The following is a 23,700-nucleotide window of genomic DNA, read 5'->3' on the forward strand; positions in this document are numbered from 1 at the left end:
TCCTGCTTCGCCCGCCTGCCCGAATCCGTCACCTGACTAAGCTATAAATCTTCGACGACCTCTGTGCGGAACGGTGACATGGACGACGCTTTAACGCTGTACGCCTGGGAAGGCATCAATCGCAAAGGACGCAGGGTGTGCGGGCAAACCACGGGCCACAATCTTGCCTGGGTCAGGGCCCAGTTGCGCCAACAGGGCATCAGCCCGGGGCATGTGCGCAAGAAATCCCCCGTTCTGCGAGGACTCACACCGTCGATCAAATCGACGGATATCACCCTGTTCACTCGCCAACTGGCGACGCTGCTGAAGGCCGGGATTCCCCTGCTGCAAGCTTTCGACGTCATCGGCGATGGCTTCGACAACCGCGCTATGCGCGAGTTGGTGCAGGGGCTGAAACAAGCGATCGCCGCAGGTTCCAGCCTGGCCGAAGCCTTGCGCAAACAACCGCGCCGCTTCGATGAGCTGTATTGCAATCTGGTGGCGGCCGGCGAGCAGGCCGGAGCGCTGGAAACCCTGCTGGAGCGTGTGGCGATCCATCGGGAAAAGAGCGAGCAGTTAAGGACCAGGATCAAAAAAGCCATGACCTATCCGATCGCGGTGCTGGTGGTGGCCAGCCTGGTCACCGGCGTTCTGCTGATCCACGTCGTGCCGCAGTTCCAGAACCTGTTTGCCGGCGTCGACGGCACGCTGCCCGGTTTTACCTTGCAGGTGATCGCCTTGTCCGAGTTTGTGCAGAAAGCCTGGTGGATCGTAGCGCTGGGCATTCTCGCGGGATGCATGGGGTTGCGCCACGCCTATAACGCCGCCCCTGCTTTTCGACTCTGGCTGGATGCCGGTTTGTTGAAAGCGCCGCTGGCAGGCAAACTGCTGACAAAATCGGCCGTGGCCCGCTACGCCCGCACACTGTCCACGACCTTTGCGGCGGGCGTCCCCTTGGTTCAGGCATTGGATTCAGTAGCCGGCGCGGTCGGTTCAGGGCCGTTCAAACAGGCAATCGAACATATGCGACACGATGTATCCACCGGCCTGCCATTGAATCAATCCATGCTCGCCAGCGGCCTGTTCCCTCCCATGGCGATCCAGATGACTGCCATCGGCGAAGAGTCGGGCACACTGGACCGTATGCTGGAAAAGGTCGCCAATCATTACGAGGCCGATGTGGACAACCTGGTCGATAACCTCACCAGCCTGATGGAGCCGCTGATCATGGTGGTCCTGGGCGGCATCGTCGGCGCGCTGGTAATCGCCATGTACTTGCCGGTCTTCCAGCTGGGGAGCGCGTTTTGAGCCTGTTACTGGTTGAACACCCGTGGGCCTTTGTGGTGATGGCAGGGATACTGGGGCTGATCGTCGGCAGTTTTCTCAACGTGCTGGTGTGGCGCCTGCCAAAAATGCTCGAACGGGAATGGCGCGCCCAAGCCCATGAAGTGCTCGGTCTACCCGCCGACCCAGCCGGGCCGACCTACAACCTGATGCACCCCAATTCCTGCTGCCCGCATTGCAACCATCCGATACGCCCGTGGGAAAATATCCCACTGCTCAGCTACTTGTTTCTGCGAGGTCGTTGCGCCCATTGCAAAGGAGCAATCAGCCCACGCTATCCACTTACTGAACTGGCGTGTGGACTGATCTCGGCCTGGGTGGCCTGGCATTTCGGCTTTGGCTGGCAGGCGGGCGCAGTGCTTGTACTGAGCTGGGGCTTGCTGGCGATGAGCCTGATTGATGCCGATCATCAATTGTTGCCGGATGTGCTGGTGATGCCGTTGCTGTGGCTGGGGCTGATCGTCAACGGGTTCGGCCTGCTGACGACATTGCCCGACGCACTGTGGGGCGCAGTGATCGGGTATATGAGCCTGTGGAGCGTGTTCTGGCTGTTCAAGCTGGTCACTGGCAAGGACGGCATGGGCCACGGCGACTTCAAGTTGCTCGCGCTGCTCGGTGCCTGGGGCGGTTGGCAGATTCTGCCGATGACGCTGTTGATGTCGTCGTTGGTCGGTGTGTTCGTCGGCTTGATCCTGATGCGGCTGCGTAAGGTCCAAGCGTCGGCGCCGATGCCATTTGGTCCGTATCTGGCAATTGCCGGCTGGATTGCATTGCTCTGGGGTGGTCAAATAACCGACTTCTATTTGCAGTCTGTCGGTTTCAGATGACCACTTCTGTTGCAACACCCTGGATTCTCGGCCTTACCGGCGGCATCGGCAGCGGCAAAAGCGCGGCGGCCCAGCACTTTATCGACCTGGGTATCGACCTGGTAGACGCCGACCACGCCGCCCGCTGGGTGGTGGAGCCTGGCCGTCCGGCACTGGCGCGTATCGCTGAGCACTTTGGTGCCGGCGTGTTGCAGCCTGACGGCCAATTGGACCGCGGCGCATTGCGCAAGCTGATCTTTGAAGTCCCCGAAGAGCGCCGCTGGCTCGAAGCCCTGCTGCACCCGTTGATTGGTGAAGAAATTCGCAGCCACCTGGCGCGGGCAACGTCACCTTACGCGATCCTGGTGTCGCCACTGCTGATCGAATCCGGCCAGTACAGCATGACCCAGCGCATCCTGGTGATCGACGTGCCGCAATCGCTGCAGATTCAGCGTACCCTGCAGCGCGACGGCATCAACGAGCAACAGGTACAGGCGATCCTCAAGGCACAATCCAGCCGCGAAGACCGCCTGAAACATGCCGATGACGTCCTGGTCAATGATCAGGACCTCGCCTGGCTGCACAGCGAGGTCGAGCGACTGCACCACTTTTACCTTACTTTGCGTGGAGGCCGATCATGAGCCAACCCTTGACCGTCGACTGCCCAACCTGCGGCGCACCCGTGGAATGGAAAGCGACCAACCTCAACCGGCCGTTCTGCTCGGACCGCTGCAAACTCATCGACCTGGGCGCCTGGGCCGCTGAAGAACACAAGATCCCCGTGGCCCCGGATGCCGAAGACGAACTGTTTTCCGAAGACCTGCCACCGCGCCACTAAGGGCGCATAAAGGCGTATTCCTGCTGGTCGTCGAGGTTTTCTGCAAGGTATTGCAGCTCGTCGGCCAGGTCTTCGAAACTGCGCACACCTTTACTCTGCTGCACCACCGCACTGAGCATGGCGCGCAGGGTCAGGCCAGGGTCAAAGCCGATTTCCTGTGCCGCATCCTGGCTTCTGCGCAATTCCTGCCGTGCCCACTCGTACACACTCATGATCCGTGCTCCTGGAAAAATTTTGCAGAGCATGGGCCTGCCAGGGCGCGTGAGATTTGATCTGGATCAACGCTGCGAATCGTCATCCTTCCAGGGCGCCGAGAGGTAACGCGTGCGGTTGAAAGTCTCCAGCCATTCCGGGCAAAACGCCACCAGGGCGCTGACGACCATTCCGTTGATAAAGGCCTCGGGGAAGATGATCAGCCACAGGTAGCCGATGAAATCCTCCAGCCATTCCGGCATCGCGAAACGGCCGTCGAACCACAGCAGCCACAGCCCGAACAGCAAGCAGAGCAAGGCCGATAATGCGGCGGCAAAAAATCCGGAACAAAAGATGTATACGAAGGGATTACGCGGTTGCGCTCGCTCCACCAGCAACGCGCAGGCCTCGGTGACCAGCACCGGCAGCACGATCAGCAACAGGCCGTTGATACCAAGAGCGGCCAGGTCCTGGCGCCCCAACATCATCAAGCCCAACTGTGCGGCAAAGCCACCGACAAGTGCCAAGGGCCAATCCAGCAGCAGCGTCACGGCGGTCATGCCAATGAAGTGATAGGACACGCCGGTGTCGAAATCCCGCCGTACCAGCCACAGCATGAACAACGCGAACACGGTGCCGAAGAGCAGGTGCTGGCGGCGCCGGTCGGCGAACAGCTCCACCCAGGGCGAACGCAGGACCGCCCACAGCAACACGGGCGCATATAACAGCCAGCCCACGCCCATCGTGGTTGGCGCCAGCATTGCGGCACTGATCACGGCGATACTCCCCCTGGTCGAATATCCGTCGGATGATCAGTTTACACCGACGTTTCAGAGGGGTACTTCCTGTGGTCATCATTTGAGCGCTAAGCTGCTAGCTATGGATGACTCAGATTACCTGCGCCTGCTCACCGTAGCGGCCGAACAAGCCAACGCGTTCCTGTCCAATGCCCGCAAGTGGGAGCGTGAGCGTTGGGTCTGCCAGCGCCTGCTGCAAGGCTTGAACGTGCCTTATCGAGCCGAAGAGTTTCACGCCGCAGGGCAAGAGCCCCCGGACGTGCTTTTTCGTGACGCCAGCTTCGAGGTGTTTTTCGTACTGGATGAGGGCCGCCGCCTGAACGACGAATGGCGCGACGAGCTACTGCGCCGGCGCAGCGCCTTCTCCCTGAGCCAACTGGTACGACGCGAGACCAAGCCGCGACGCATCCCGGCCCATGAGTTTCTATTGCGCTTGGCGCCTACACTGCGCAAGAAAGCCCATAACTATAAAGAGCGCGGGATGGACCTGGGCGAGCTGGATATTGTCGCCTTCACCAGCCTCAAGCGCGAAGTGCTCGACCTGAACAGCCATTTTCCGCCACCAACGGAATACCTGCGCCAGGGCTGGCGCTCACTGTCATTGGTGGGACCGACGTTTGCACGGGTGTTGTTCGCGCACCCGGACGCACCGGATTTCTTGCGCAACAACCTGGGCCGCAGCATAGTATTCGACGTGGGCATCAGCCTCTGATCCCCCGGACTGTAACGTGGCGCCCTTTTGCAACGTCTACCTGACGAGGCCTTTATGACCAGCCGCCTGAACCCCGATGACCAACAGCATGTCGAAGAGTACCTGCAACTCTCCCAAAACCGAGTCGAGCGCAAGCCTTTCCGGCCGTGGCTGCTCCTGGGTGTGGTGCTTGTTGTGGTGATCGGCCTGGGCCTGCTGAGCCGACTTTTGAGTTACCTGACGCTATGAGCTGCCTGGCGCTCGCGGGGGTAACTGCTCCGATTTCTTTTAGCCTTGCGAGATATCCCCATGACCCATCGTATTATTATCGTCGGCGGCGGCGCCGGCGGCCTGGAGTTGGCTACCCGCCTGGGTAAGACTCTGGGCAAGCGCGGCACCGCCAGCATCACGCTGGTAGACGCCAACCTGACCCACATCTGGAAACCCTTGCTGCACGAAGTGGCGGCCGGTTCGCTGAATTCTTCGGAAGACGAACTCAACTATGTTGCACAAGCCAAATGGAACCACTTCGAGTTCCAGCTGGGGCGCATGAGCGGGCTTGACCGTGAGCAGAAGAAAATCCAGCTGGCCGCCACCCTCGACGAAGAAGGCCGTGAGCTGGTGCCCGCACGCGTGCTGGGCTATGACAGCCTGGTGATTGCCGTGGGCAGCACCACCAATGACTTCGGCACCGAAGGCGCGGCACAACACTGCCTGTTCCTCGACACCCGCAAGCAAGCCGAGCGCTTCCACCAGCAATTGCTCAACCACTACCTGCGCGCCCATGCCGGGCAGACGGACGTGGTGGAAAAGATCAGCGTCGCCATCGTCGGCGCGGGTGCAACCGGGGTCGAGCTGGCCGCCGAACTGCATAATGCCGCCCATGAACTGGCCGCCTACGGCCTGGACCGCATCAAGCCGGAAAACATGCACATCACCCTGATCGAAGCCGGCCCACGGGTGCTGCCTGCCCTGCCGGAGCGTATCGGCGGGCCTGTGCATAAAACCCTGGAGAAACTTGGAGTGACCGTGCTGACCAATTCGGCGGTGAGCGAAGTGACCGCCGATGCGTTGATCACCAGCAGCGGCCAGGTAATCCCCGCCAGCCTCAAGGTCTGGGCCGCCGGGATTCGTGCGCCAGGCTTCCTCAAGGACATCGATGGCCTGGAAACCAACCGCATCAATCAACTGCAAGTACTGCCGACACTGCAAACCACCCGCGACGAAAACATCTTCGCCTTTGGCGACTGCGCCGCCTGCCCGCAACCGGGCACCGACCGCAACGTACCGCCACGGGCCCAGGCGGCTCACCAGCAAGCCTCGTTGCTGGCCAAGTCGCTGAAGCTGCGCATCGAAGGCAAGGACCTGCCGAGCTACAAGTACACCGACTACGGCTCGCTGATCTCGCTGTCGCGCTTCTCGGCAGTGGGTAACTTGATGGGCAACCTCACCGGCAGTGTGATGTTGGAAGGCTGGTTGGCGCGGATGTTCTATGTGTCGCTGTACCGCATGCACCAGATGGCGCTGTATGGCTTCTTCCGCACGGCGATGCTGATGCTGGGGAGCAAGATCGGGCGTGGCACCGAGCCACGGCTCAAGCTGCACTGATCGACTACGCCGCTGAAAAAAATCCCCCTCTCGAAAAAGAGGGGGATTTTTATTGGGCCCTGTAAAACTCAGCCATATGGTCGACGAACGCCCGCACCTTCGGTGCCAAGTGCCGGGACTGTGGATAAAGGGCGTAATAGTGCCGCTCGCCTAGCGAGTAATTAGGCAGGATCGGCACCAGGTGGTCCTGCGCCAAATCACTGCGCACCGTGGCCTGGGTAAAACACGCAATGCCCGCCCCCGCCAATGTCGCCGCATGCAGCGCACTGATGGTGTTGCTCCTGAACCGCCCGGAGGGTGTCACCGTGACGGCCTCACCGCGTACCGGGCTCAACACCCAGTCCGACGAGGCGCCAATGAATGTCAGCAGGCGGTGCCTATCGAGCTCCTGGGCCGAACGCGGCAAACCATGGCGGCCGATGTAAGCCGGTGAAGCCACCAGCACCTGTTTGGAAACCGTCAACGCTCGGGCCATCAACGTCGTGTCCGCCAAGGCGCTGGCGATACGCAGGGCGACGTCAAAGCCGTCAGCGACCAGATCGACAAACTGATCATCGCAATGCAACTCAAGCTCGATATCCGGGTAGCGTCGCTGAAAACCCGGCAACCATTGCGGCAGGTCCAACGTCCCCACCACCAGCGGAACACTGACCCTCAGCAGACCTTCCGCACGCTGATGCCCCTGGGCGACAGCCTCGGAGGCTGCCTCGACGCGATCAAGGATATCAACGCACGCTGCGTAGTATTGCTCCCCTGCCGAGGTCAAGCTGAAGCGCCGCGTATTGCGATTGATCAGTTGGGCGCCCAATTCAGTTTCCAGTTGCTGCAACTGCCGGGAAATCGTCGAGTGTGTGGTGTCCAGGCGTTCTGCGGCAGCAGAGAACCCCTTGGCTTCAACGATGCCCCGAAAGGCGCGCATGGCGGATAACTGGTTCATGGAACGGGTGATCCCAGGCTGATCAGGGGGAATCAGTTAACCGGCAGAGCGATGATTTGCGAGGTGGTCAGCACCGAACCGAAGGTGTCTTCGATCTCAGCCAGCGCCGCGTTATGCAACTCATCCTTGGTCACCGAACGGCCATCGACACGGGTGATCGCCCGGGTCGCGGTGGCATCGGATGCTACCACAACGTCATACCCCAACGGCGCAGCGTCCCGGGCGGCACCGGCGACACAGGCGTGCGTCATCAGGCCCGTGATGATCAGGGTCTTGATGCCTGCTTGCTTCAACTGGGCATCCAGATCGGTACTGGCAAAGACGCTGACGGTGGTTTTCTGCACCAATCTGTCTTGCGGGCGCGGCTTCATCAAGGGGTGGAAATCGACCGTCTTGCCATTGGTTGCGAATACAGCCGCGCCGTCTGGGGCGATGTGTTGCACATGGATAACCTGGATGTGTTCCTTGTCGGCAAACTTGATCAGGCGTTGGGTATTTTCCAGGGCCTTCATACCGTCCGGGATCGGCATGCGGCCGGTGAAGTATTCATTCTGGAAGTCGATCACCAGCAAGGCGGTGGTTTTCGGGTCCAGCCGGCCGATGGATTCCGCTCCCGACATGGCACGGATAGTGGGATGCGGGTTCGCCGCAGCATCGGCGGCGGCGGCAAATTGGCCGAAACCCAACATCATGCCCAAACCAACGAGCGTGGATTTGGCCCATGCAGGCAATGAACGAGTCGATTGAGGGCAGAGCAACGATACGGTACGGGTCATGATGCGAATTCCTGTTGGGGTAAGTAACTGACGGAGCCCAGTCTAGGAGGCGACCGCCGCAGCACCAACGCACCAATCAGCACAATATCTGTTTGGAATCCGCACAAATGATGTAAAAAACAGGCAAAAAAAATCCCCGTATCTTGCGATACGAGGATTTTTAATATGGTCGGGGTAAGGGGATTCGAACTCCTGACATCCTGCTCCCAAAGCAGGCGCGCTACCGGACTGCGCTATACCCCGGTAAAAAAAGGCGACCTTTCAGTCGCCTTCTTCGATCAGGGCTTTTGGCCTCTGATCTTAAGATTCGATTCCAGCGTTAGCTGGTCTCAAAAATGGTGGGTCGTGTGGGATTCGAACCTACGACCAATTGGTTAAAAGCCAACTGCTCTACCAACTGAGCTAACGACCCAAATATGGTCGGGGTAGGGGGATTCGAACTCCCGACATCCTGCTCCCAAAGCAGGCGCGCTACCGGACTGCGCTATACCCCGATATTGAAATTGGCTCCGTGACCAGGACTCGAACCTGGGACCCAATGATTAACAGTCATTTGCTCTACCGACTGAGCTATCACGGAACTACATATTTCAAAGTACTACGTTGTTGCTTACTACCTTCTCTTCGACTTGTCCGCATCGCTACGTTCATGTCTCTGAGGCGCGCTATTCTACAATCTTAAAAACCCCTGTCAACCCTTTAAATTGCTTTTAAGACAATGATTTGCGCTTGTTTCTGATTTCTTCTTGGGGAGAAGAAACCCGTGGGCTGACGTTGCTGCGGGGCGCACTTTACAAGCCTTTTCCTTACAGTTCAACGCCCTATCGAAAAAAAAAGGCCCCGCGATGCGGGGCCTTCTTTTATTGCGCCAGTTGCAGGCCTCAGTGGAAGACGATTTCGTCGTTTTCCACAGTCGCCTCGACGCTGGTGCCAGGCATGAAGCTGCCGGACAGGATCAGCTGGGCCAGCGGGTTCTCGATCCAGCGCTGGATCGCACGTTTCAGAGGCCGTGCGCCATACACCGGGTCGTAACCGACTGCGATCAGCTTGTCCAACGCCTCGCTGCTCAATACCAGGTCCAGCTCGCGCTCTGCCAGGCGACTACGCAGGCGGCCCAACTGGATCTCAGTGATGCCCGCGATCTGATCCCGTGCCAGAGGCTCGAAAATCACCACTTCGTCGACCCGGTTGATGAACTCCGGACGGAAGTGGCTGGTCAGCGCATCCATCACGGCAGCGCGCTGGCCTTCACGATCACCCACCAACTCCTGGATCTGTGCCGAGCCCAGGTTGGACGTCATCACGATCACCGTGTTGCGGAAGTCCACGGTACGCCCGTGGCTGTCCGTCAGACGGCCATCTTCCAGCACTTGCAGCAGAATGTTGAACACATCCGGATGCGCCTTCTCGACCTCATCCAGCAGGATCACCGAGTAAGGCTTACGCCGCACGGCTTCGGTCAGGTAACCGCCCTCTTCGTAGCCCACATAGCCTGGTGGTGCGCCGATCAAGCGAGCCACCGAGTGTTTCTCCATGAATTCGGACATATCGATCCGCACCATGGCCTCTTCCGTATCGAAGAGGAACTCGGCCAAGGCCTTGCACAGCTCGGTCTTACCCACGCCGGTCGGGCCGAGGAACATGAACGAGCCGCTCGGACGGTTCGGGTCGGACAAGCCGGCCCGCGAACGCCGTACCGCGTTGGATACCGCCACCACGGCCTCCTCCTGGCCGATCACGCGCTGGTGCAACAGGCTTTCCATCTTCAGCAGCTTGTCACGCTCGCCTTCGAGCATTTTCGACACGGGAATGCCGGTCCACTTCGAGACGACTTCGGCGATTTCTTCCTCGGTCACCTTGCTGCGCAGCAACTGGTTCTCAGGCTTGCCGTGCTGGTCGACCATCTGCAGGCTGCGCTCCAGGTCCGGGATCACCCCGTACTGCAACTCGGCCATGCGGTTCAGGTCACCTTTACGGCGCGCGGCTTCCAGCTCCTGGCGGGACTGCTCGATCTTTTGCTGAATCTGCGCAGAACCTTGCACTTCGGCTTTTTCCGAAGTCCAGATTTCTTCCAGGTCCGAATACTCGCGTTCCAGACGGACGATTTCTTCCTGAAGTTTTTCCAGGCGTTTCTTCGCCGCGTCGTCTTCTTCTTTCTTCAGGGCCTGGGACTCAACCTTCAGTTGAATCAGGCGACGATCCAGGCGGTCGAGCACTTCCGGCTTGGAGTCGATCTCCATGCGGATGCGGCTGGCCGCTTCGTCGATCAAATCGATGGCCTTGTCGGGCAACTGACGGTCAGTGATATAGCGATGGCTCAATTTGGCCGCCGCAATGATCGCGCCGTCGGTGATCGCCACCTTATGGTGGACCTCATAACGCTCTTTCAGGCCACGCAGGATCGCGATGGTGTCTTCTTCGCTCGGTTCTTCCACCAGTACTTTCTGGAAGCGACGCTCAAGGGCCGCGTCCTTTTCAATGTACTGGCGATATTCGTTGAGCGTCGTGGCACCGACACAATGCAACTCGCCCCGCGCCAAGGCTGGCTTGAGCATGTTGCCCGCATCCATCGAGCCTTCGCCTTTACCGGCGCCGACCATGGTGTGCAGTTCGTCGATAAACAGAATGATCTGTCCTTCCTGCTTCGACAGTTCATTGAGCAGGGATTTCAGGCGCTCTTCGAACTCGCCACGGAACTTGGCACCGGCAATCAGCGACCCCATGTCCAGGGACAGCAGGCGCTTGCCTTTGAGGCCGTCCGGCACTTCACCATTGATGATGCGCTGGGCCAGGCCCTCGGCAATCGCGGTTTTACCCACGCCAGGCTCACCGATCAGCACCGGGTTGTTCTTGGTGCGACGTTGCAGGACCTGGATGGTCCGACGGATTTCATCGTCACGGCCGATCACCGGGTCAAGCTTGCCTTCTTCGGCGCGCTTGGTCAGGTCGACGGTGTATTTATCCAGGGCTTGGCGCGACTCCTCATGGTTGGGGTCGTTCACCGCGTCGCCGCCGCGCAGGTTGTTGATGGCGTTTTCCAGGGCTTTCTTGCTCACGCCCTGGCCCAGCAACAACTTGCCGAGCTTGCTGTTCTCGTCCATGGCGGCGAGCAGCACCAGTTCGCTGGAGATGAACTGGTCGCCCTTCTGCTGGGCCAGACGGTCTGCCTGGTTAAGCAGGCGCGCCAGGTCCTGGGACATATTCACGTCGCCAGTCGGATTTTGGATTTTCGGCAGTTGGTCGAGCTCTTTGCTCAACTCCTTGCGGAGGCTGTTGACGTCGAAGCCCACCTGCATCAGCAAGGGCTTGATAGAACCACCTTGCTGCTCCAGGAGCGCCTGCATCAAGTGTGCAGGCTCAATGGCTGGGTGGTCGAGGCCCACCGCCAGGGATTGAGAGTCAGATAACGCCAACTGCAATTTGCTGGTTAAACGATCTATACGCATTAGTCACCTTCCTTTTGAGCAGGCCGGAGCTATAAAACATTCCTGAATGAAGAAACCTGCCAGATACCCTTATAGATGGGGTGGATTCTGGGAGTTTCAAGCTTCGGACAGTTGACGCAGATCAGAGGAGTCTAGCGTTCCAGCCAGATAAGGGAGGCAAACCGACCGGTGCGTGGGCTACGGCGGTAAGAAAAGAAGCGCGGGTCGGTCACGGTGCAGAATCCGCCACCATAAACACCAGTGACACCCCGTGCACCCAGGCGCAAACGGGCCAGCTGATAGATGTCGGCCATGTACTTGCCGGGATTGCGGCTGGGCACAAAGGCTTCGGCGGTGATCGGCTGTTGCTGCATGAAGGCTTCACGCACTTCCGGGCCGACTTCAAAGGCTTGCGGGCCAATCGCCGGGCCGAGCCAGACCAGCACTTCGCCGGGTTCGACATCCAGGCTTTCGAATGCTGCTTCCAACACGCCCGCCGCCAGGCCACGCCAACCAGCATGGGCTGCGGCGACGCGAGTGCCAGCACGGTTGCAGAACAGTGCGGGCAGGCAATCGGCAGTCATTGAGGTGCAAGCGATGCCAGGGGTGCTGGTCCAACTGCCATCGGCTTCAGCGGTGCGGCCTGGGTCAGCTTCGACCACGGTCACACCATGAACCTGACGCAGCCAGGCCGGCTGGATATCAAAGGCATCACTTAAACGACGGCGATTCTCAAGGACAGCCTCCAGGCTGTCCTCGACGTGATCGCCCAGATTGAGGCTGTCGAACGGCGCCAGGCTGACGCCGCCCGCACGGGTGGTGACGCAGGCTTTCACCTGAGCCGGCGCAGGCCAGTCAGGAATCAGCCAGTCACTCATCCGATAAACGCCTCGCGATCCTGCTTGAGCAGCGACAACAACCAGACCAGATCGTCCGGCAGAGGCGATTCCCAGCTCATCCGTTTACCGCTCGTCGGATGATCCAGTTCCAGGAAGCGCGCATGCAGTGCCTGGCGTGGGAAGGTTTTCAACGATTCAACCATGGTCTGGCTGGCCGCAGGCGGAATACGGAAACGACCGCCGTAGGCCGGATCGCCGACCAACGGGAAGTTGATGTGCGCCATGTGCACGCGAATCTGGTGCGTACGACCGGTTTCCAGCTTGACCCGCACGTGGGTGTGGGAACGGAAACGCTCCAGCACACGATAGTGGCTAACGGCCTGCTTGCCGCCTTCCATCACCGCCATACGCTGGCGCTGCTGGCCGTGGCGACCGATCGGGGCGTTGATCTTGCCACCCGCTACCACCACGCCGATCACGATGCACTCGTAGATCCGGCTGACGCTGCGGCTTTGCAATTGTGTGACCAACTGCGTCTGCGCCTGAATGGTCTTGGCTACCACCATCAAACCGGTGGTGTCCTTGTCCAGACGGTGCACGATGCCGCAGCGCGGGACATTGATGATGTCCGGCACGTGGTGCAGCAGGGCATTGAGCAAAGTGCCATCAGCGTGCCCGGCCGCCGGGTGAACCACCAGGCCTGCGGGTTTGTTGATGACCAGGATGTCGTCGTCTTCATAGACGATATCCAGCTCGATGTCCTGGGCGACCCATTCTCCCTGGGCTTCCTGCTCGGCAGTCAGCTCAAGAATCGCACCGCCATGGACTATGTCTCGCGGGCGGATAACCGCTCCATCCACAGTCAGGCGGCCGTCTTTGATCCAGGCGGAAAGGCGCGAGCGCGAGTGCTCAGCGAATAATTGTGCGGCGACTTGATCGAGGCGTTGGCCGCCCAATTCGGACGGCACCTCTGCGCGAAGTTCAATTTTATCGGACATGCTCAGACTAGGCGTGGCACAGCCTTTGGTTTCGGCTGCGCGCTTGTGGTTAAATACGGCGTCTTTTGCCCCGAGGCTTTCAACGGGGCGCTCATCATAACAGGACGGCCCCGCCCAAGACAGCGGCCGTCATAGGGACGCAAGCCGCCATGCAAGTGAAACACCTGCTGCTGATCGCCATCCTCGCCATGACTGCTGCTTGCTCGTCAACAAAGGAAGTCGTCGACGAAAACCTGAGCGAAGTCGAGTTGTACCAACTGGCTCAGAAAGACTTGGACAATAATAGCTTCACCAGCGCCACAGCGAAGCTGAAGGCACTGGAGTCGCGCTATCCGTTCGGGCGCTACGCCGACCAGGCCCAGCTCGAGCTGATCTACGCCAACTACAAGAACGCTGAGCCGGAAGCTGCCAAGTCCGCCGCCGAGCGTTTCATCCGCCTGCACCCGCAGCACCCGAACGTCGACTACGCCTACTATATGAAGGGCCTGACCTCGTTCGACCAGGACGTCGGCCTGCTGGCGCGCTTCCTGCCGCTGGACATGACCAAGCGTGACCCGGGCGCTGCCCGCGACTCCTACAACGAGTTCGCGCAGCTGACCAGCCGCTACCCCAACAGCCGCTACGCGCCAGACGCCAAGCAGCGCATGATCTACCTGCGCAACCTGCTGGCTTCCTACGAGATCCATGTGGCGCACTACTACCTGACCCGTCAGGCTTATGTAGCCGCCGCCAACCGTGGTCGTTATGTCGTAGAGAACTTCCAGGAAACCCCTTCCGTGGGTGACGGCCTGGCCGTGATGACCGAGGCTTACCAGCGTCTGCACCTGGACGAACTGGCCAGCACCAGCCTGGAAACCCTGAAGCTCAACTACCCGGATCACCCAAGCCTGAAAGACGGCCAGTTCGTGCCTCAGGTTGCCGAAGCCGACAATCGTTCGTGGCTGAGCAAGTACACCCTGGGCCTGATCGAATCCCGTCCACCACTGCCGCCGGGCGAAACCCGCGCCAACCAGGACGTGATCAAGCAGTACCAGGACGCCAAGGACGCTATTCCTTCGGAGCTCAAGCCGCATGACGAGAACGGCGACGTGATCAAAGAAGAAGAGCCTGAGGCCCTGGGCAACAACCAGGATCGTTCGTGGTTCAGCTACATGACTTTCGGTGTGTTTGACTGATAGCACCCGGTGTCATCAAGAAGGAGCCTTTCGAGGCTCCTTTTTTGTGGGTGATATTTATTGCGCTGTGCGCCTGGCACGTCCTTGGCTAAACTGGCGCATTCCTTGTCGAGAAACTGCCCATCATGCTTCGTCTATTGTTCTGGATTGCCGTCATTGCCGCCGCAGTATGGTTCTGGCGCAAATTCAAAAGCCCGGCCGCCAAGCAGCATCGCGCCAGCGAGCCTGACGCAGCCCTGATGGTGCGCTGCGCCCATTGTGGCGTGCACCTGCCACAGGATCGTGCCTTGAGCTCGCGCCAGGAGTGGTATTGCACCCAGGCGCATCTGGAACAAGGACCGAAGTCTATCCAGCGTTGATCCGACCTTCGGGCGCATAAGGCGCGGGGTCGATGATCGGCGTACGCGCCAGCAGCAGGTCGGTAAACAACTGGCAGGACGCCGGCGCCAGCACCAGGCCATTGCGGTAATGCCCGCAGTTGAGCCACAAGCCGCTGAAGCCCGGCACTGGGCCGATGTAAGGAATGCCTTCCGGCGAACCGGGGCGCAATCCGGCCCAGTGCCCAACCACCTCAGCGCCCGCCAGGGCGGGAATCAACTCCACCGCCGATGCCTTGAGGCTTTGCAGCGCTGTTTCGGTGGGGGTCTTGTCGAAACCTTCATGCTCCAGGGTACTGCCGATCAAGATGTGCCCGTCACGTCGCGGGATCGCATAACGCCCCTTGGCCAGGACCATGCTCGACAGGAAGTCCGAGGCGCATTTGTACAGGATCATCTGGCCCTTGACCGGCTCGACCGGCAGCGACAGGCCCAACGTACCCAGCAGTTCACCACTCCAGGCGCCAGCTGCCAGTACGACCTGATCGCCGAAGATCGGCCCATTGGCGGTGTTCACCCCCACGACATTGCCCGCATCCAGAACAAACCCAGTCACTTCAGATTGTTCGTGAACGGTCACGCCGGGCAACTCCAGCAGCGCCGCCTTGAGGGATTTGACCAGGCGCGGGTTGCGCACATTGGCGACGTCAGCCATGTAGATCGCGCTGGAGTACCCGCCGCCCAGCACCGGAACGGCATCATGGGCAGCCGAGACATCCACCTTGCTCAAGGGGCGACCTTCCCGCGCAGCCCAGGCCAGGGCTTCGGCTTCGTCGTCCAGGTCCAGCCAGTAAAGGCCGGTGGTATGCACCTCTGGATCAACCCCCGTCTGGGCGAACAGGCGCTGCGCCAGCTGTGGATAAAAGTCCTGGGACCAATGGGCCAGCGCAGTGACAGCCGGGCTGTAGCGCCACGGATACAGCGGCGAGACAATACCGCCGCCCGCCCAGGAGGACTCCTGTCCCAACCCCGCGCGCTCCAGCAGCACCACGGCTTGCCCTTGGGTCGCCAGGTTGAACGCCGTCAACAAGCCGATGACCCCGCCACCGACAATCACTACCTGCTGTTGCTCTGCCATCATTTGATCCAGCCGATAAATAGGAACACACGCACCTGGCGCCCAGTCGTCCAGCACCCTCATCATTGCCCCCAGCACAGCTTGCGCGACATGTCCGGAGCGGCGCCCGGATTGGTCCGCGCGCCTGCGCTGGTCAGGCTGAAGTCGCCGCAAAGGTCGCCGGTCATCACCGAGCCGACGCCAGGCGTAGCCACCAACTGGAAATCCTGAGGGTTCAATGCAGCGGTGATTCTATAGCGATCATTGCCCTCGCTGACGCCGCTTGCATCAATAAAAGTGCCGCTCCTCGTATAAAACCGCTCCAGATGCTGAGCTTGGTCGATCAATAACGCGGCGATTTCAGCGCGATAGACCTTTTTCATATGGCTGGCGTAGCCGGGGTAAGCAATCCCGGCCAGCACCGCAATGATCACGACGGCAATCAGTAACTCGATCAGGGTAAAGCCCTGGCTGTCCATGCCCATTTCAACGCTCCTTATTGAAGTTGCCGCCAGGCCACCCGCCGAAAACGCGAGCCGCCCTCCTCTTCTACCCGCGCATAGACGCTCTCCAGCACCGTGCGCAATTGGCCGCTTAACCCGACGGCCGTTACTCGATATGCGTCGGCCAAGGTTTGTGGTGGTACATGCGCCAGCCCCACCGCAGGTCCCAGGGATTGAATGCCGTACAAACCTCCGCTCAGCGCTACCCAAGTGACACCCGAGACAGGGTCCAGCCCAGCCCCAACCACCGAATAGGCGGCGGCCGGCGGTGCACAGGTGACAATCGACCAGCACGGCAGCAGCGTCGCAAAGGACCGCTGCACGCTCGACTCTCCGCGTCGCAGGCCGCTCTCGGCGCTTTGCAGCGACTGATTGCGGTGCCAGAGGCTAGCGGTGACCTTTTGCTGGGTGACCGCGCCTTGCATGGATGACAGACCGATCAGCGATAACAACAGCAGGAACACCAGGCTGATCAGCAGCACCATGCCGGCCTGCCGTAAACGAATATTCTCTATAAGTTTCATCGCCGCCCTACCCCAGACGGTTTCGCAGCGCAGCCACGACGCTGTAGGTTTGATCCTTCACGCGTCCGGCGGGATCTTGCAGCGTCATCAGGATGCGCACGCTGCGTATCAAGCCCAGGTCCGCCGGGCTCGCGTCGTAACGCGCCACCTCCGTCGACGAGGGTTTGGCAGCCACGCCAAAGCTGATATCGAAAGCCTGCACGTTATCCACCAGCACGGCCTTGGCGGGGGCCGCAGGCGTGCTGACTTTCAATTGACCGGCTTCGAAGGTGTAGGTGATCTGGCGCAGCGCAAAGCGGATTTGCCCGGGGGCAGGCGCAGGAGAACTACCTGCGTAGGCCTGCGCGGCGCCCGTGCAGTCGGACAATACGGTCCAGTCAGCCTTGCCATTCTCGTTACCAACATCTGCCGTGACTAGCGTCAGCGACTTCGCCCCCGCCTCGATCTTCCAACTGACAGGCCGATCAAAGGCCGGCGGGGCATTGTCGATAAACGCCGTGGCCAAACAGCCAAACATGCCCGCCTGGCGAATATCCTGGGTCATCTTGCCCAGCACGAACCGTGCGTCATCCTGCAGCAACATCGCAGCCTGCTGGCTGGCGTGGGTGGCTCTGGAACCTATCAGCACCTGGGTACCGCCCAACACCAATACCAAGCCGGTGGCCAACGCCAGCAGCAATTCCACCAGACTGAATCCCCCAACACGACGCCTCATTGCGACCCCCTCGATCCATCGCTGACGCGACTGGTCAGGGTGAATGTTTCCCGAGCCCCCGGCCTGTTCGTGCCCCGGCTATCGTCCCAACTGATGCTGACAGTCACCTCACCCGCACTGACCGACACCGAGCCTTTGGCACTCGCCCCGGCGAAGCCGAGGATATTGGCCTCGAAATCATGCAGGTCCAGGTCGCGCACGCTGGCAGACGCGCTGCTGGCCGGTGCACGTTCGGCCCGGCCCCAGGAGTAGTCGACAGCGGAATTGGCGCGGATTCGGTCAAGCATGTCGTAGGCAATGAAACTGGCCTGGCTGGTCATTCGGGAACTGTCTGTGTACTTGAGCGCATTGAGCTGGATCACCGCCGCGCCCAGCAGGCCGATGGCGAGAACCAGCACGGCAACAAGCACCTCGATCAGCGTCATGCCGATTTGGTGTCGAGAAAAATCCTGAGGAAAACCGCTGTTGGGGCAGGCAAGCATTACCGTCGTCATCCGTGTCGAGGTCCGAAAAAAGCAGGAAAAATCTGCTGTGCGGCCCAAGACTAGCGCCGGTTTTTCGCTCGCGCTGCTCCCGGAACAAAGGGAAATACTTTGGACATGAAGGCCATCATTCGGCGTAACGCACGGGGCGCTATACCTAGGACTGCACCTGAATCCAAGGAGGGACGATACATGCGCCAACAAGGTTTCACCCTGATTGAACTGCTGTTCGGGCTGATCGTGAGCGGCATCCTGGCCAGCCTGGCAACCCCGAATTTCAAGGGATTGCTGGAATCACAGCAGCGACACAGCGCGGCACAGTCCTTGACCGCAGGCCTGCGCTACGCACGCACTGAAGCCATCGCCCGTAACCAACCGGTGGTCATTCATGCACGGGAAGACGACTGGAGCCAGGGTTGGCGGGTCATTGTGGATGTGAGCGGACGCGGCTACCTGGATGACGACAACCCCGTGTTGCGGGAGCATCAGGATAACGGTCGTGTGCCAATAGTCGGCAATGGGCCGGTCAAGAGCCAGGTGCGCTTCAGCGGATTGGGCGAACCGGTGTTTTCAGGGGGAGGTTTTCGCGCGGGCACTGTGCATGTATGCGAGATGGATCAGGCGCAGAGCCTGTATCAGGTGGTACTGGCGCCCAGCGGGCGCATCAGCCTGCGCAGCGAGCGTGCCGAGCAGGCGTTGTGCCGGAGTGACTCCGGCACACAGGCACTCAGAGCAGCGAGCGAACCCGCAGTTCCTTGGGCATAGAGAAGGTGATGTTCTCTTCGCGCCCAGCCAGTTCGTCGGCACCGGTGGCACCCCAGGCATGCAGTTGCTGGATAACGCCGCGCACCAGCACTTCCGGGGCCGAAGCGCCCGCCGTGATACCAATACGCTCGACGCCATCGAACCAGCTACGCTGCATGTCTTCGGCGCCGTCGATCAGGTACGCCGGAGTTGCCATACGTTCCGCCAACTCACGCAAGCGGTTGGAGTTGGAGCTGTTGGGGCTGCCGACAACCAGGACCACATCGCATTCATCGGCCAGTTGCTTGACCGCGTCCTGTCGGTTTTGAGTGGCGTAGCAGATGTCGTCCTTGCGTGGCCCACCAATGGCCGGGAAGCGGCTGCGCAGCGCGTCGATCACGCGGCTGGTGTCGTCCATCGACAAGGTGGTCTGGGTCACGAATGCCAGGCGCTCGGGGTTGTGTACCTGCAGGTTGGCGACGTCTTTTTCGTCCTCCACCAGGTAAATCGCCCCGCCATTGCTGGCGTCGTACTGGCCCATGGTGCCTTCAACTTCGGGGTGGCCGGCATGACCGATCAGGATGCACTCTCGACCGTCACGGCTGTAGCGCGCGACTTCGATATGCACCTTGGTCACCAGCGGGCAGGTGGCATCAAAGACTTTGAGGCCACGGCCTGCCGCTTCGGTACGCACAGCCTGGGAAACACCGTGGGCGCTGAAGATGACAATGACGTCGTCCGGCACCTGGTCCAGCTCTTCGACAAAGATGGCGCCACGCGCGCGCAGGTCTTCGACCACGAATTTGTTGTGGACGACTTCATGACGCACGTAAATCGGCGGCCCGAAGACTTCCAGGGCGCGGTTGACGATTTCGATCGCCCGGTCCACGCCGGCGCAGAAGCCACGGGGGTTGGCGAGTTTGATTTGCATGCTGTGCCTCGTGTCTTGCAGCCACTTGGGTTCAAGCTAGACGCTAACCCACCTGACAATAGAGATCAAAGGTGGGAGCGGGCTTGCTCGCGAATGCGGTGGGTCAGTAAATAAATCTGTTGACTGACCCACCGCATTCGCGAGCAAGCCCGCTCCCACATTTTTAACCGCGTCGTTGATCAGATCGCTTTAACGTCGATGATTTCAACATCAAAGGTCAAGGTTTTACCGGCCAACGGGTGGTTGAAGTCGATGGTCACTTGCGCGTCATCGAAGGTTTTCACCACGCCAGGCAGTTCGGTATTCGCCGCATCATTGAAGATCACCAACAGGCCTTCCGACAGGTCCATGTCCTGGAACTGCGAACGCGGGATGATCTGCACGTTTTGCGGGTTGGGCTGGCCAAAGGCGTTTTCCGGCAGGATCTGCAGGGTGCGCTTGTCGCCGGCCTTGAAGCCGAACAGAGCCGCTTCGAAACCCGGCAGCAGGTTGCCATCGCCGACCTTGAAGGTGGCCGGGGCTTTGTCGAACGTGCTGTCGACCGTGTCGCCATTCTCCAGGCGCAGTGCGAAATGCAAGGTGACTTCCGTGTTCTGGCCGATGCGTTGCTCAGCCAATACCTGATCAGTCATTGACGGTCTCTCCGGTTTTCTTACTTTTGAACATGTCCAACGCCAGCATGATTGCACCGACGGTGATGGCGCTGTCGGCAAAGTTGAACGCCGGGAAGTACCAGCGGTTCTGCCAATGCACCAGGATAAAGTCGATCACATGGCCAAGGGCGATACGGTCGTAAAGGTTGCCCAGCGCGCCGCCCAACACCAGGGCCAAGGCGACAGCCAGCCAGGTGTCATCGCGACCAAGACGCTTGAGCCACACCACCAGCACCGCACTGACCACCACGGCGATCAGGGCGAACAGCCAGCGCTGCCAGCCACCGCCATCAGCCAAAAAGCTGAAAGCGGCGCCGGTGTTGTAGGCCAGGGTCCAGCTGAAGTAATCCGGGATCACCACAATCTGCTGGAACATCTGCAGGGAGCCTTCGAAATGAGCCTTGCTGACCTGGTCGATGACCAGGACCAGCAGACTCAGTACGAGCCAGCCCAGACGTCCGAAACGGCTGGCATCAGGCATAGTGGCGAACCTCACCAGCACCCGAGATGTTGTCGACGCAGCGACCACAGATTTCCGGATGCTCAGGGTTCGCGCCGACGTCTTCACGGCAGTGCCAGCAACGGGCGCACTTAGGGAAGGCCGACTTGACCACTTTGAGCTTGAGGCCTGGCACGTCGGTGGCGACCGCATCCGCCGGGGCCTGGGCGAATGGCGCCAGGCTCGCGGTGGAGGTGATCAGCACGAAGCGCAGCTCGTTGCTCAGCTTGGCCAGGTCGGCGGTCAAGCCGTCTTCGGCGAACAGGGTGACTTCGGCTTGCAGGTTGCCACCGACGGCCTTGGCCGCACGTTGCACTTCCAGCTCCTTGTTCACCGCAACCTTCACGGCCATCACGCCTTCCCAGTACTCGCGGCCCAGTTCGAAGTCGGCCGGCAGTTCGGTCAGGCCTTCGTACCAGGTGTTGAGCATCACGGACTCGTTACGCTCGCCCGGCAGGTATTCCCACAGTTCGTCGGCGGTGAAGGCCAGGATCGGTGCGATCCAGCGCACCAGCGCTTCGGAGATGTGATACAGCGCGGTCTGCGCCGAGCGGCGCGCCTTGCTGTTGGCGCCGGTGGTGTATTGGCGGTCCTTGATGATGTCGAGGTAGAAGCCGCCCAGCTCCTGCACGCAGAAGTTGTGGATCTTCGAGTACACGTTCCAGAAGCGGTATTCGCCGTAGTTTTCCTGCAACTCGCGTTGCAGCAACAGGGTACGGTCCACGGCCCAACGGTCGAGGGCAAGCATGTCCTCGGCCGGCAGGATGTCGGTGGCCGGGTTGAAACCGGTCAGGTTCGACAGCAGGAAGCGTGCGGTATTACGGATGCGGCGGTAGGCATCGGCGCTGCGGGCCAGGATCTGGTCCGATACGGCGATTTCGCCCGAATAGTCGGTCGACGCAACCCACAGGCGCATGATGTCGGCGCCCAGGGTGTCGTTGATCTTTTTCGGCTCGATCACGTTCTTCAGCGACTTGGACATCTTGCGGCCCGTCTCGTCGACGGTAAAACCGTGAGTCAGCAGTTCGCGGTACGGCGCGTGGTTGTCGATGGCGCAGCCGGTCAGCAACGACGAGTGGAACCAGCCACGGTGTTGGTCGGAGCCTTCCAGGTACAGGTCGGCACGCGGGCCGGTCTCGTGACCCATCGGGTGCGAGCCACGCAGCACGTGCCAGTGGGTAGTACCCGAATCGAACCACACGTCGAGGGTGTCGCTGATCTTGTCGTACTGCGGCGCTTCATCGCCCAGCAGTTCGGCGGCGTCCAGCTTGAACCAGGCCTCGATGCCTTCCTGCTCAACGCGCTGGGCCACTTCTTCCATCAGTTCGACGGTACGTGGGTGCAGCTCGCCGCTTTCCTTGTTCAGGAAGAATGGGATCGGCACGCCCCAGTTACGCTGACGGGAGATGCACCAGTCCGGACGGTTGGCGATCATCGAGTGCAGGCGCGCCTGGCCCCAGGCCGGGACGAACTTAGTGTCCTCGATGGCTTTGAGCGAGCGCACACGCAGGGTGTCGCCGCTGGTGGGCTCTTTGTCCATACCGATGAACCACTGCGCGGTGGCGCGGTAGATCAGCGGGGTCTTGTGGCGCCAGCAGTGCATGTAGCTGTGCTGGATGGTGGCGGTTTGCATCAACGCACCGACTTCACGCAGCTTTTCGATGATTGGCTGGTCGGCCTTGAAGATGAACTGGCCGCCGAAGAACTCCAGCGACGGCACGTACACGCCGTTGCTTTGCACCGGGTTGATGATGTCGTCGTTGACCAGGCCGTACTTCTTGCAGATCACAAAGTCGTCTACGCCATAGGCCGGCGAGCAGTGAACGATACCGGTGCCCGAACCCAACTCGACATAGTCAGCCAGGTACACCGGCGACAGGCGGTCGTAGAACGGGTGGCGGAAGTTGATCAGCTCCAGCGCGCTGCCGGTGGTGGTGGCGATGACCGAACCTTGCAGCTCGTAGCGGGCCAGGCAGGACTCGACCATTTCCTCGGCCAGCACCAGCAGGCGGTCACCGACGTCCACCAGGGCGTAGGTGAATTCCGGGTGCACGTTCAGCGCCTGGTTGGCCGGGATGGTCCACGGGGTGGTGGTCCAGATCACGATGGCGGCCGGCTTGGCCAGGGAAGAGAGGCCAAAGGCCTCGGCCAGCTTGGCGTCGTCGGCGATCGGGAAGGCCACGTCGATGGTCGAGGACTTCTTGTCTTCGTACTCGACTTCCGCTTCAGCCAGGGCCGAACCGCAGTCGAAGCACCAGTTCACAGGCTTGAGGCCCTTGAACACGAAACCGCCCTTGACGATCTCGGCCAAGGCACGGATTTCCCCGGCCTCGTTCTTGAAGTTCATGGTCTTGTAAGGGTTGTCCCACTCGCCCAGCACGCCCAGGCGGATGAACTCGGACTTCTGCCCTTCGATCTGCTCAGTGGCGTAGGCACGGCACAGTTCGCGGGTTTTATCCGCGCCCAGGTTCTTGCCGTAGGTCACTTCGACTTTGTGTTCGATCGGCAGGCCGTGGCAGTCCCAACCCGGCACATACGGCGCGTCAAAGCCCGACAGGGTTTTCGAGCGCAGGATCATGTCCTTGAGAATCTTGTTCAGCGCATGACCGATGTGAATCGTGCCGTTGGCATAAGGAGGGCCGTCGTGCAGGACGAATTTCGGACGATCCTTGCCAATTTCGCGCAACTTTCCGTACAGGCCAATACTGTCCCAGCGCTGCAGAATCTGCGGTTCGCGCTGTGGCAGGCCGGCCTTCATTGGGAAGGCGGTGTCCGGAAGGTTTAGCGTGGCTTTATAGTCGGTCATTTAA

26 protein-coding genes and 4 tRNA genes are annotated in these 23,700 nt (G+C 60.4%); 10 read left to right on the forward strand and 20 right to left on the reverse strand.

Annotation, left to right across the window (positions count from 1 at the left end; translation table 11 throughout):
* Positions 1 to 78 precede the first annotated feature (78 nt).
* Genes ACP7BX_RS05660 through yacG form a run of 4 tightly spaced genes read left to right on the forward strand, consistent with a single transcriptional unit; the run spans position 79 to position 2,967 of the window.
* On the forward strand, positions 79 to 1,287 hold the full coding sequence (locus ACP7BX_RS05660; RefSeq protein ID WP_426128101.1) for a type II secretion system F family protein: 1,209 nt from the start codon (positions 79 to 81) through the stop codon (positions 1,285 to 1,287).
* On the forward strand, positions 1,284 to 2,150 hold the full coding sequence (locus ACP7BX_RS05665) for a prepilin peptidase (RefSeq protein ID WP_426128099.1): 867 nt from the start codon (positions 1,284 to 1,286) through the stop codon (positions 2,148 to 2,150). The genes ACP7BX_RS05660 and ACP7BX_RS05665 overlap by 4 nt, the downstream gene beginning before the upstream one ends.
* A complete protein-coding gene (coaE, locus tag ACP7BX_RS05670; RefSeq protein WP_033903342.1) occupies positions 2,147 to 2,770 on the forward strand; it encodes a dephospho-CoA kinase in 624 nt (207 codons plus the stop codon). Before ACP7BX_RS05665 ends, coaE begins: the two co-directional genes overlap by 4 nt.
* Positions 2,767 to 2,967 (forward strand): DNA gyrase inhibitor YacG, encoded by a 201-nt coding sequence (yacG, locus tag ACP7BX_RS05675; protein ID WP_003188437.1) that lies wholly within the window; start codon positions 2,767 to 2,769, stop codon positions 2,965 to 2,967. The genes coaE and yacG overlap by 4 nt, the downstream gene beginning before the upstream one ends.
* Here the strand turns inward: yacG and ACP7BX_RS05680 are convergent.
* Both ACP7BX_RS05680 and ACP7BX_RS05685 read right to left on the reverse strand, forming a co-directional pair.
* Positions 2,964 to 3,179: a hypothetical protein gene (locus ACP7BX_RS05680; protein ID WP_003171680.1), complete on the reverse strand. Its 216-nt coding sequence runs from the start codon at positions 3,177 to 3,179 to the stop codon at positions 2,964 to 2,966. The genes yacG and ACP7BX_RS05680 overlap by 4 nt on opposite strands.
* Positions 3,180 to 3,245: 66 nt before the next feature.
* On the reverse strand, positions 3,246 to 3,935 hold the full coding sequence (locus ACP7BX_RS05685) for an energy-coupling factor ABC transporter permease (protein ID WP_426128096.1): 690 nt from the start codon (positions 3,933 to 3,935) through the stop codon (positions 3,246 to 3,248).
* A gap of 103 nt (positions 3,936 to 4,038) precedes the next feature.
* Between ACP7BX_RS05685 and ACP7BX_RS05690 the strand changes: the two genes are divergently transcribed.
* Genes ACP7BX_RS05690 through ACP7BX_RS05700 form a run of 3 tightly spaced genes read left to right on the forward strand, consistent with a single transcriptional unit; the run spans position 4,039 to position 6,255 of the window.
* The gene (locus tag ACP7BX_RS05690) at positions 4,039 to 4,668 is read left to right on the forward strand and encodes a DUF1780 domain-containing protein (RefSeq protein ID WP_033903339.1); all 630 of its coding nucleotides are present in this window, start codon (positions 4,039 to 4,041) and stop codon (positions 4,666 to 4,668) included.
* A gap of 54 nt (positions 4,669 to 4,722) precedes the next feature.
* Positions 4,723 to 4,896 carry a DUF3094 family protein gene (locus ACP7BX_RS05695; protein ID WP_016976295.1) on the forward strand — a complete coding sequence of 58 codons (174 nt, stop codon included), beginning with the start codon at positions 4,723 to 4,725 and terminating at the stop codon, positions 4,894 to 4,896.
* Positions 4,897 to 4,956: 60 nt separating this feature from the next.
* Positions 4,957 to 6,255, forward strand: a complete 1,299-nt coding sequence (locus ACP7BX_RS05700) for an NAD(P)/FAD-dependent oxidoreductase (protein WP_016976296.1) — start codon at positions 4,957 to 4,959, stop codon at positions 6,253 to 6,255.
* A 49-nt stretch (positions 6,256 to 6,304) separates the two neighbouring features.
* Here ACP7BX_RS05700 and ACP7BX_RS05705 read toward each other — a convergent pair whose 3' ends face one another.
* The 9 genes from ACP7BX_RS05705 to rluD all read right to left on the reverse strand — a co-directional run bounded on the left by ACP7BX_RS05705 (position 6,305) and on the right by rluD (position 13,230).
* Entirely contained in the window at positions 6,305 to 7,192 is an 888-nt protein-coding gene (locus ACP7BX_RS05705; RefSeq protein ID WP_426128093.1) for a LysR family transcriptional regulator, read from the reverse strand.
* Between the two features lie 32 nt (positions 7,193 to 7,224).
* A complete protein-coding gene (locus tag ACP7BX_RS05710) occupies positions 7,225 to 7,968 on the reverse strand; it encodes a cysteine hydrolase family protein (protein WP_426128091.1) in 744 nt (247 codons plus the stop codon).
* A 166-nt stretch (positions 7,969 to 8,134) separates the two neighbouring features.
* Positions 8,135 to 8,211, reverse strand: a tRNA-Pro gene (locus ACP7BX_RS05715).
* Positions 8,212 to 8,304: 93 nt separating this feature from the next.
* Positions 8,305 to 8,380 (reverse strand) — tRNA-Lys (locus tag ACP7BX_RS05720).
* Between the two features lie 5 nt (positions 8,381 to 8,385).
* Positions 8,386 to 8,462 (reverse strand) — tRNA-Pro (locus tag ACP7BX_RS05725).
* Positions 8,463 to 8,472: 10 nt separating this feature from the next.
* Positions 8,473 to 8,548 (reverse strand) — tRNA-Asn (locus ACP7BX_RS05730).
* Positions 8,549 to 8,849: 301 nt separating this feature from the next.
* On the reverse strand, positions 8,850 to 11,414 hold the full coding sequence (clpB, locus tag ACP7BX_RS05735; protein WP_033897004.1) for an ATP-dependent chaperone ClpB: 2,565 nt from the start codon (positions 11,412 to 11,414) through the stop codon (positions 8,850 to 8,852).
* A 131-nt stretch (positions 11,415 to 11,545) separates the two neighbouring features.
* Positions 11,546 to 12,271 (reverse strand): peptidoglycan editing factor PgeF, encoded by a 726-nt coding sequence (gene pgeF, locus ACP7BX_RS05740; protein WP_426128089.1) that lies wholly within the window; start codon positions 12,269 to 12,271, stop codon positions 11,546 to 11,548.
* The gene (gene rluD, locus ACP7BX_RS05745) at positions 12,268 to 13,230 is read right to left on the reverse strand and encodes a 23S rRNA pseudouridine(1911/1915/1917) synthase RluD (RefSeq protein ID WP_016976299.1); all 963 of its coding nucleotides are present in this window, start codon (positions 13,228 to 13,230) and stop codon (positions 12,268 to 12,270) included. Before rluD ends, pgeF begins: the two co-directional genes overlap by 4 nt.
* Before the next feature lie 149 nt (positions 13,231 to 13,379).
* Here rluD and ACP7BX_RS05750 point away from each other — a divergent pair, with 149 nt between their 5' ends.
* Entirely contained in the window at positions 13,380 to 14,405 is a 1,026-nt protein-coding gene (locus ACP7BX_RS05750) for an outer membrane protein assembly factor BamD (protein WP_061435280.1), read from the forward strand.
* Between the two features lie 125 nt (positions 14,406 to 14,530).
* The gene (locus tag ACP7BX_RS05755) at positions 14,531 to 14,764 is read left to right on the forward strand and encodes a PP0621 family protein (RefSeq protein WP_033896999.1); all 234 of its coding nucleotides are present in this window, start codon (positions 14,531 to 14,533) and stop codon (positions 14,762 to 14,764) included.
* Here the strand turns inward: ACP7BX_RS05755 and thiO are convergent.
* The 5 genes from thiO to pilV form a co-directional block, all read right to left on the reverse strand.
* A complete protein-coding gene (thiO, locus tag ACP7BX_RS05760; protein WP_426128086.1) occupies positions 14,751 to 15,860 on the reverse strand; it encodes a glycine oxidase ThiO in 1,110 nt (369 codons plus the stop codon). The genes ACP7BX_RS05755 and thiO overlap by 14 nt on opposite strands.
* 62 nt (positions 15,861 to 15,922) lie before the next feature.
* On the reverse strand, positions 15,923 to 16,324 hold the full coding sequence (locus ACP7BX_RS05765; protein WP_426128084.1) for a type IV pilin protein: 402 nt from the start codon (positions 16,322 to 16,324) through the stop codon (positions 15,923 to 15,925).
* An 11-nt stretch (positions 16,325 to 16,335) separates the two neighbouring features.
* Positions 16,336 to 16,866 (reverse strand): PilX N-terminal domain-containing pilus assembly protein, encoded by a 531-nt coding sequence (locus ACP7BX_RS05770; protein ID WP_426128083.1) that lies wholly within the window; start codon positions 16,864 to 16,866, stop codon positions 16,336 to 16,338.
* Positions 16,867 to 16,873: 7 nt separating this feature from the next.
* A complete protein-coding gene (locus tag ACP7BX_RS05775) occupies positions 16,874 to 17,581 on the reverse strand; it encodes a PilW family protein (RefSeq protein WP_426128081.1) in 708 nt (235 codons plus the stop codon).
* Entirely contained in the window at positions 17,578 to 18,063 is a 486-nt protein-coding gene (gene pilV, locus ACP7BX_RS05780) for a type IV pilus modification protein PilV (RefSeq protein ID WP_426128079.1), read from the reverse strand. Before pilV ends, ACP7BX_RS05775 begins: the two co-directional genes overlap by 4 nt.
* Before the next feature lie 192 nt (positions 18,064 to 18,255).
* On the opposite strand from pilV, the gene ACP7BX_RS05785 reads away from it, so the two are divergent.
* Complete coding sequence (locus tag ACP7BX_RS05785; protein WP_426128077.1) at positions 18,256 to 18,828, forward strand: GspH/FimT family pseudopilin; 573 nt, start codon at positions 18,256 to 18,258, stop codon at positions 18,826 to 18,828.
* Here the strand turns inward: ACP7BX_RS05785 and ispH are convergent.
* The 4 genes from ispH to ileS form a co-directional block, all read right to left on the reverse strand.
* Positions 18,791 to 19,738 (reverse strand): 4-hydroxy-3-methylbut-2-enyl diphosphate reductase, encoded by a 948-nt coding sequence (ispH, locus tag ACP7BX_RS05790; protein ID WP_025856583.1) that lies wholly within the window; start codon positions 19,736 to 19,738, stop codon positions 18,791 to 18,793. The genes ACP7BX_RS05785 and ispH overlap by 38 nt on opposite strands.
* Before the next feature lie 179 nt (positions 19,739 to 19,917).
* Positions 19,918 to 20,355, reverse strand: a complete 438-nt coding sequence (gene fkpB, locus ACP7BX_RS05795) for an FKBP-type peptidyl-prolyl cis-trans isomerase (RefSeq protein WP_173390393.1) — start codon at positions 20,353 to 20,355, stop codon at positions 19,918 to 19,920.
* A gap of 7 nt (positions 20,356 to 20,362) precedes the next feature.
* Positions 20,363 to 20,872, reverse strand: a complete 510-nt coding sequence (gene lspA, locus ACP7BX_RS05800; RefSeq protein ID WP_016976310.1) for a signal peptidase II — start codon at positions 20,870 to 20,872, stop codon at positions 20,363 to 20,365.
* On the reverse strand, positions 20,865 to 23,696 hold the full coding sequence (ileS, locus tag ACP7BX_RS05805; protein WP_426128074.1) for an isoleucine--tRNA ligase: 2,832 nt from the start codon (positions 23,694 to 23,696) through the stop codon (positions 20,865 to 20,867). Before ileS ends, lspA begins: the two co-directional genes overlap by 8 nt.
* Positions 23,697 to 23,700: the final 4 nt, after the last annotated feature.

The sequence above is a fragment of the Pseudomonas sp. DWP3-1-3b3 genome, from assembly GCF_049896305.1.
Lineage (GTDB): Bacteria > Pseudomonadota > Gammaproteobacteria > Pseudomonadales > Pseudomonadaceae > Aquipseudomonas > Aquipseudomonas azotoformans_A.

Bases quoted from the DNA above. Each gene is read 5' to 3' on its own strand.
- ACP7BX_RS05660 (WP_426128101.1), top strand. From the start codon at position 79: ATGGACGACGCTTTAACGCTGTACGCCTGGGAAGGCATCAATCGCAAA.
- coaE (WP_033903342.1), top strand. From the start codon at position 2,147: ATGACCACTTCTGTTGCAACACCCTGGATTCTCGGCCTTACCGGCGGC.
- yacG (WP_003188437.1), top strand. From the start codon at position 2,767: ATGAGCCAACCCTTGACCGTCGACTGCCCAACCTGCGGCGCACCCGTG.
- ACP7BX_RS05680 (WP_003171680.1), bottom strand. From the start codon at position 3,179: ATGAGTGTGTACGAGTGGGCACGGCAGGAATTGCGCAGAAGCCAGGAT.
- ACP7BX_RS05690 (WP_033903339.1), top strand. From the start codon at position 4,039: ATGGATGACTCAGATTACCTGCGCCTGCTCACCGTAGCGGCCGAACAA.
- ACP7BX_RS05695 (WP_016976295.1), top strand. From the start codon at position 4,723: ATGACCAGCCGCCTGAACCCCGATGACCAACAGCATGTCGAAGAGTAC.
- ACP7BX_RS05700 (WP_016976296.1), top strand. From the start codon at position 4,957: ATGACCCATCGTATTATTATCGTCGGCGGCGGCGCCGGCGGCCTGGAG.
- ACP7BX_RS05705 (WP_426128093.1), bottom strand. From the start codon at position 7,192: ATGAACCAGTTATCCGCCATGCGCGCCTTTCGGGGCATCGTTGAAGCC.
- ACP7BX_RS05710 (WP_426128091.1), bottom strand. From the start codon at position 7,968: ATGACCCGTACCGTATCGTTGCTCTGCCCTCAATCGACTCGTTCATTG.
- clpB (WP_033897004.1), bottom strand. From the start codon at position 11,414: ATGCGTATAGATCGTTTAACCAGCAAATTGCAGTTGGCGTTATCTGAC.
- pgeF (WP_426128089.1), bottom strand. From the start codon at position 12,271: ATGAGTGACTGGCTGATTCCTGACTGGCCTGCGCCGGCTCAGGTGAAA.
- rluD (WP_016976299.1), bottom strand. From the start codon at position 13,230: ATGTCCGATAAAATTGAACTTCGCGCAGAGGTGCCGTCCGAATTGGGC.
- ACP7BX_RS05750 (WP_061435280.1), top strand. From the start codon at position 13,380: ATGCAAGTGAAACACCTGCTGCTGATCGCCATCCTCGCCATGACTGCT.
- ACP7BX_RS05755 (WP_033896999.1), top strand. From the start codon at position 14,531: ATGCTTCGTCTATTGTTCTGGATTGCCGTCATTGCCGCCGCAGTATGG.
- thiO (WP_426128086.1), bottom strand. From the start codon at position 15,860: ATGGCAGAGCAACAGCAGGTAGTGATTGTCGGTGGCGGGGTCATCGGC.
- ACP7BX_RS05765 (WP_426128084.1), bottom strand. From the start codon at position 16,324: ATGGGCATGGACAGCCAGGGCTTTACCCTGATCGAGTTACTGATTGCC.
- ACP7BX_RS05770 (WP_426128083.1), bottom strand. From the start codon at position 16,866: ATGAAACTTATAGAGAATATTCGTTTACGGCAGGCCGGCATGGTGCTG.
- ACP7BX_RS05775 (WP_426128081.1), bottom strand. From the start codon at position 17,581: ATGAGGCGTCGTGTTGGGGGATTCAGTCTGGTGGAATTGCTGCTGGCG.
- pilV (WP_426128079.1), bottom strand. From the start codon at position 18,063: ATGCTTGCCTGCCCCAACAGCGGTTTTCCTCAGGATTTTTCTCGACAC.
- ACP7BX_RS05785 (WP_426128077.1), top strand. From the start codon at position 18,256: ATGCGCCAACAAGGTTTCACCCTGATTGAACTGCTGTTCGGGCTGATC.
- ispH (WP_025856583.1), bottom strand. From the start codon at position 19,738: ATGCAAATCAAACTCGCCAACCCCCGTGGCTTCTGCGCCGGCGTGGAC.
- lspA (WP_016976310.1), bottom strand. From the start codon at position 20,872: ATGCCTGATGCCAGCCGTTTCGGACGTCTGGGCTGGCTCGTACTGAGT.
- ileS (WP_426128074.1), bottom strand. From the start codon at position 23,696: ATGACCGACTATAAAGCCACGCTAAACCTTCCGGACACCGCCTTCCCA.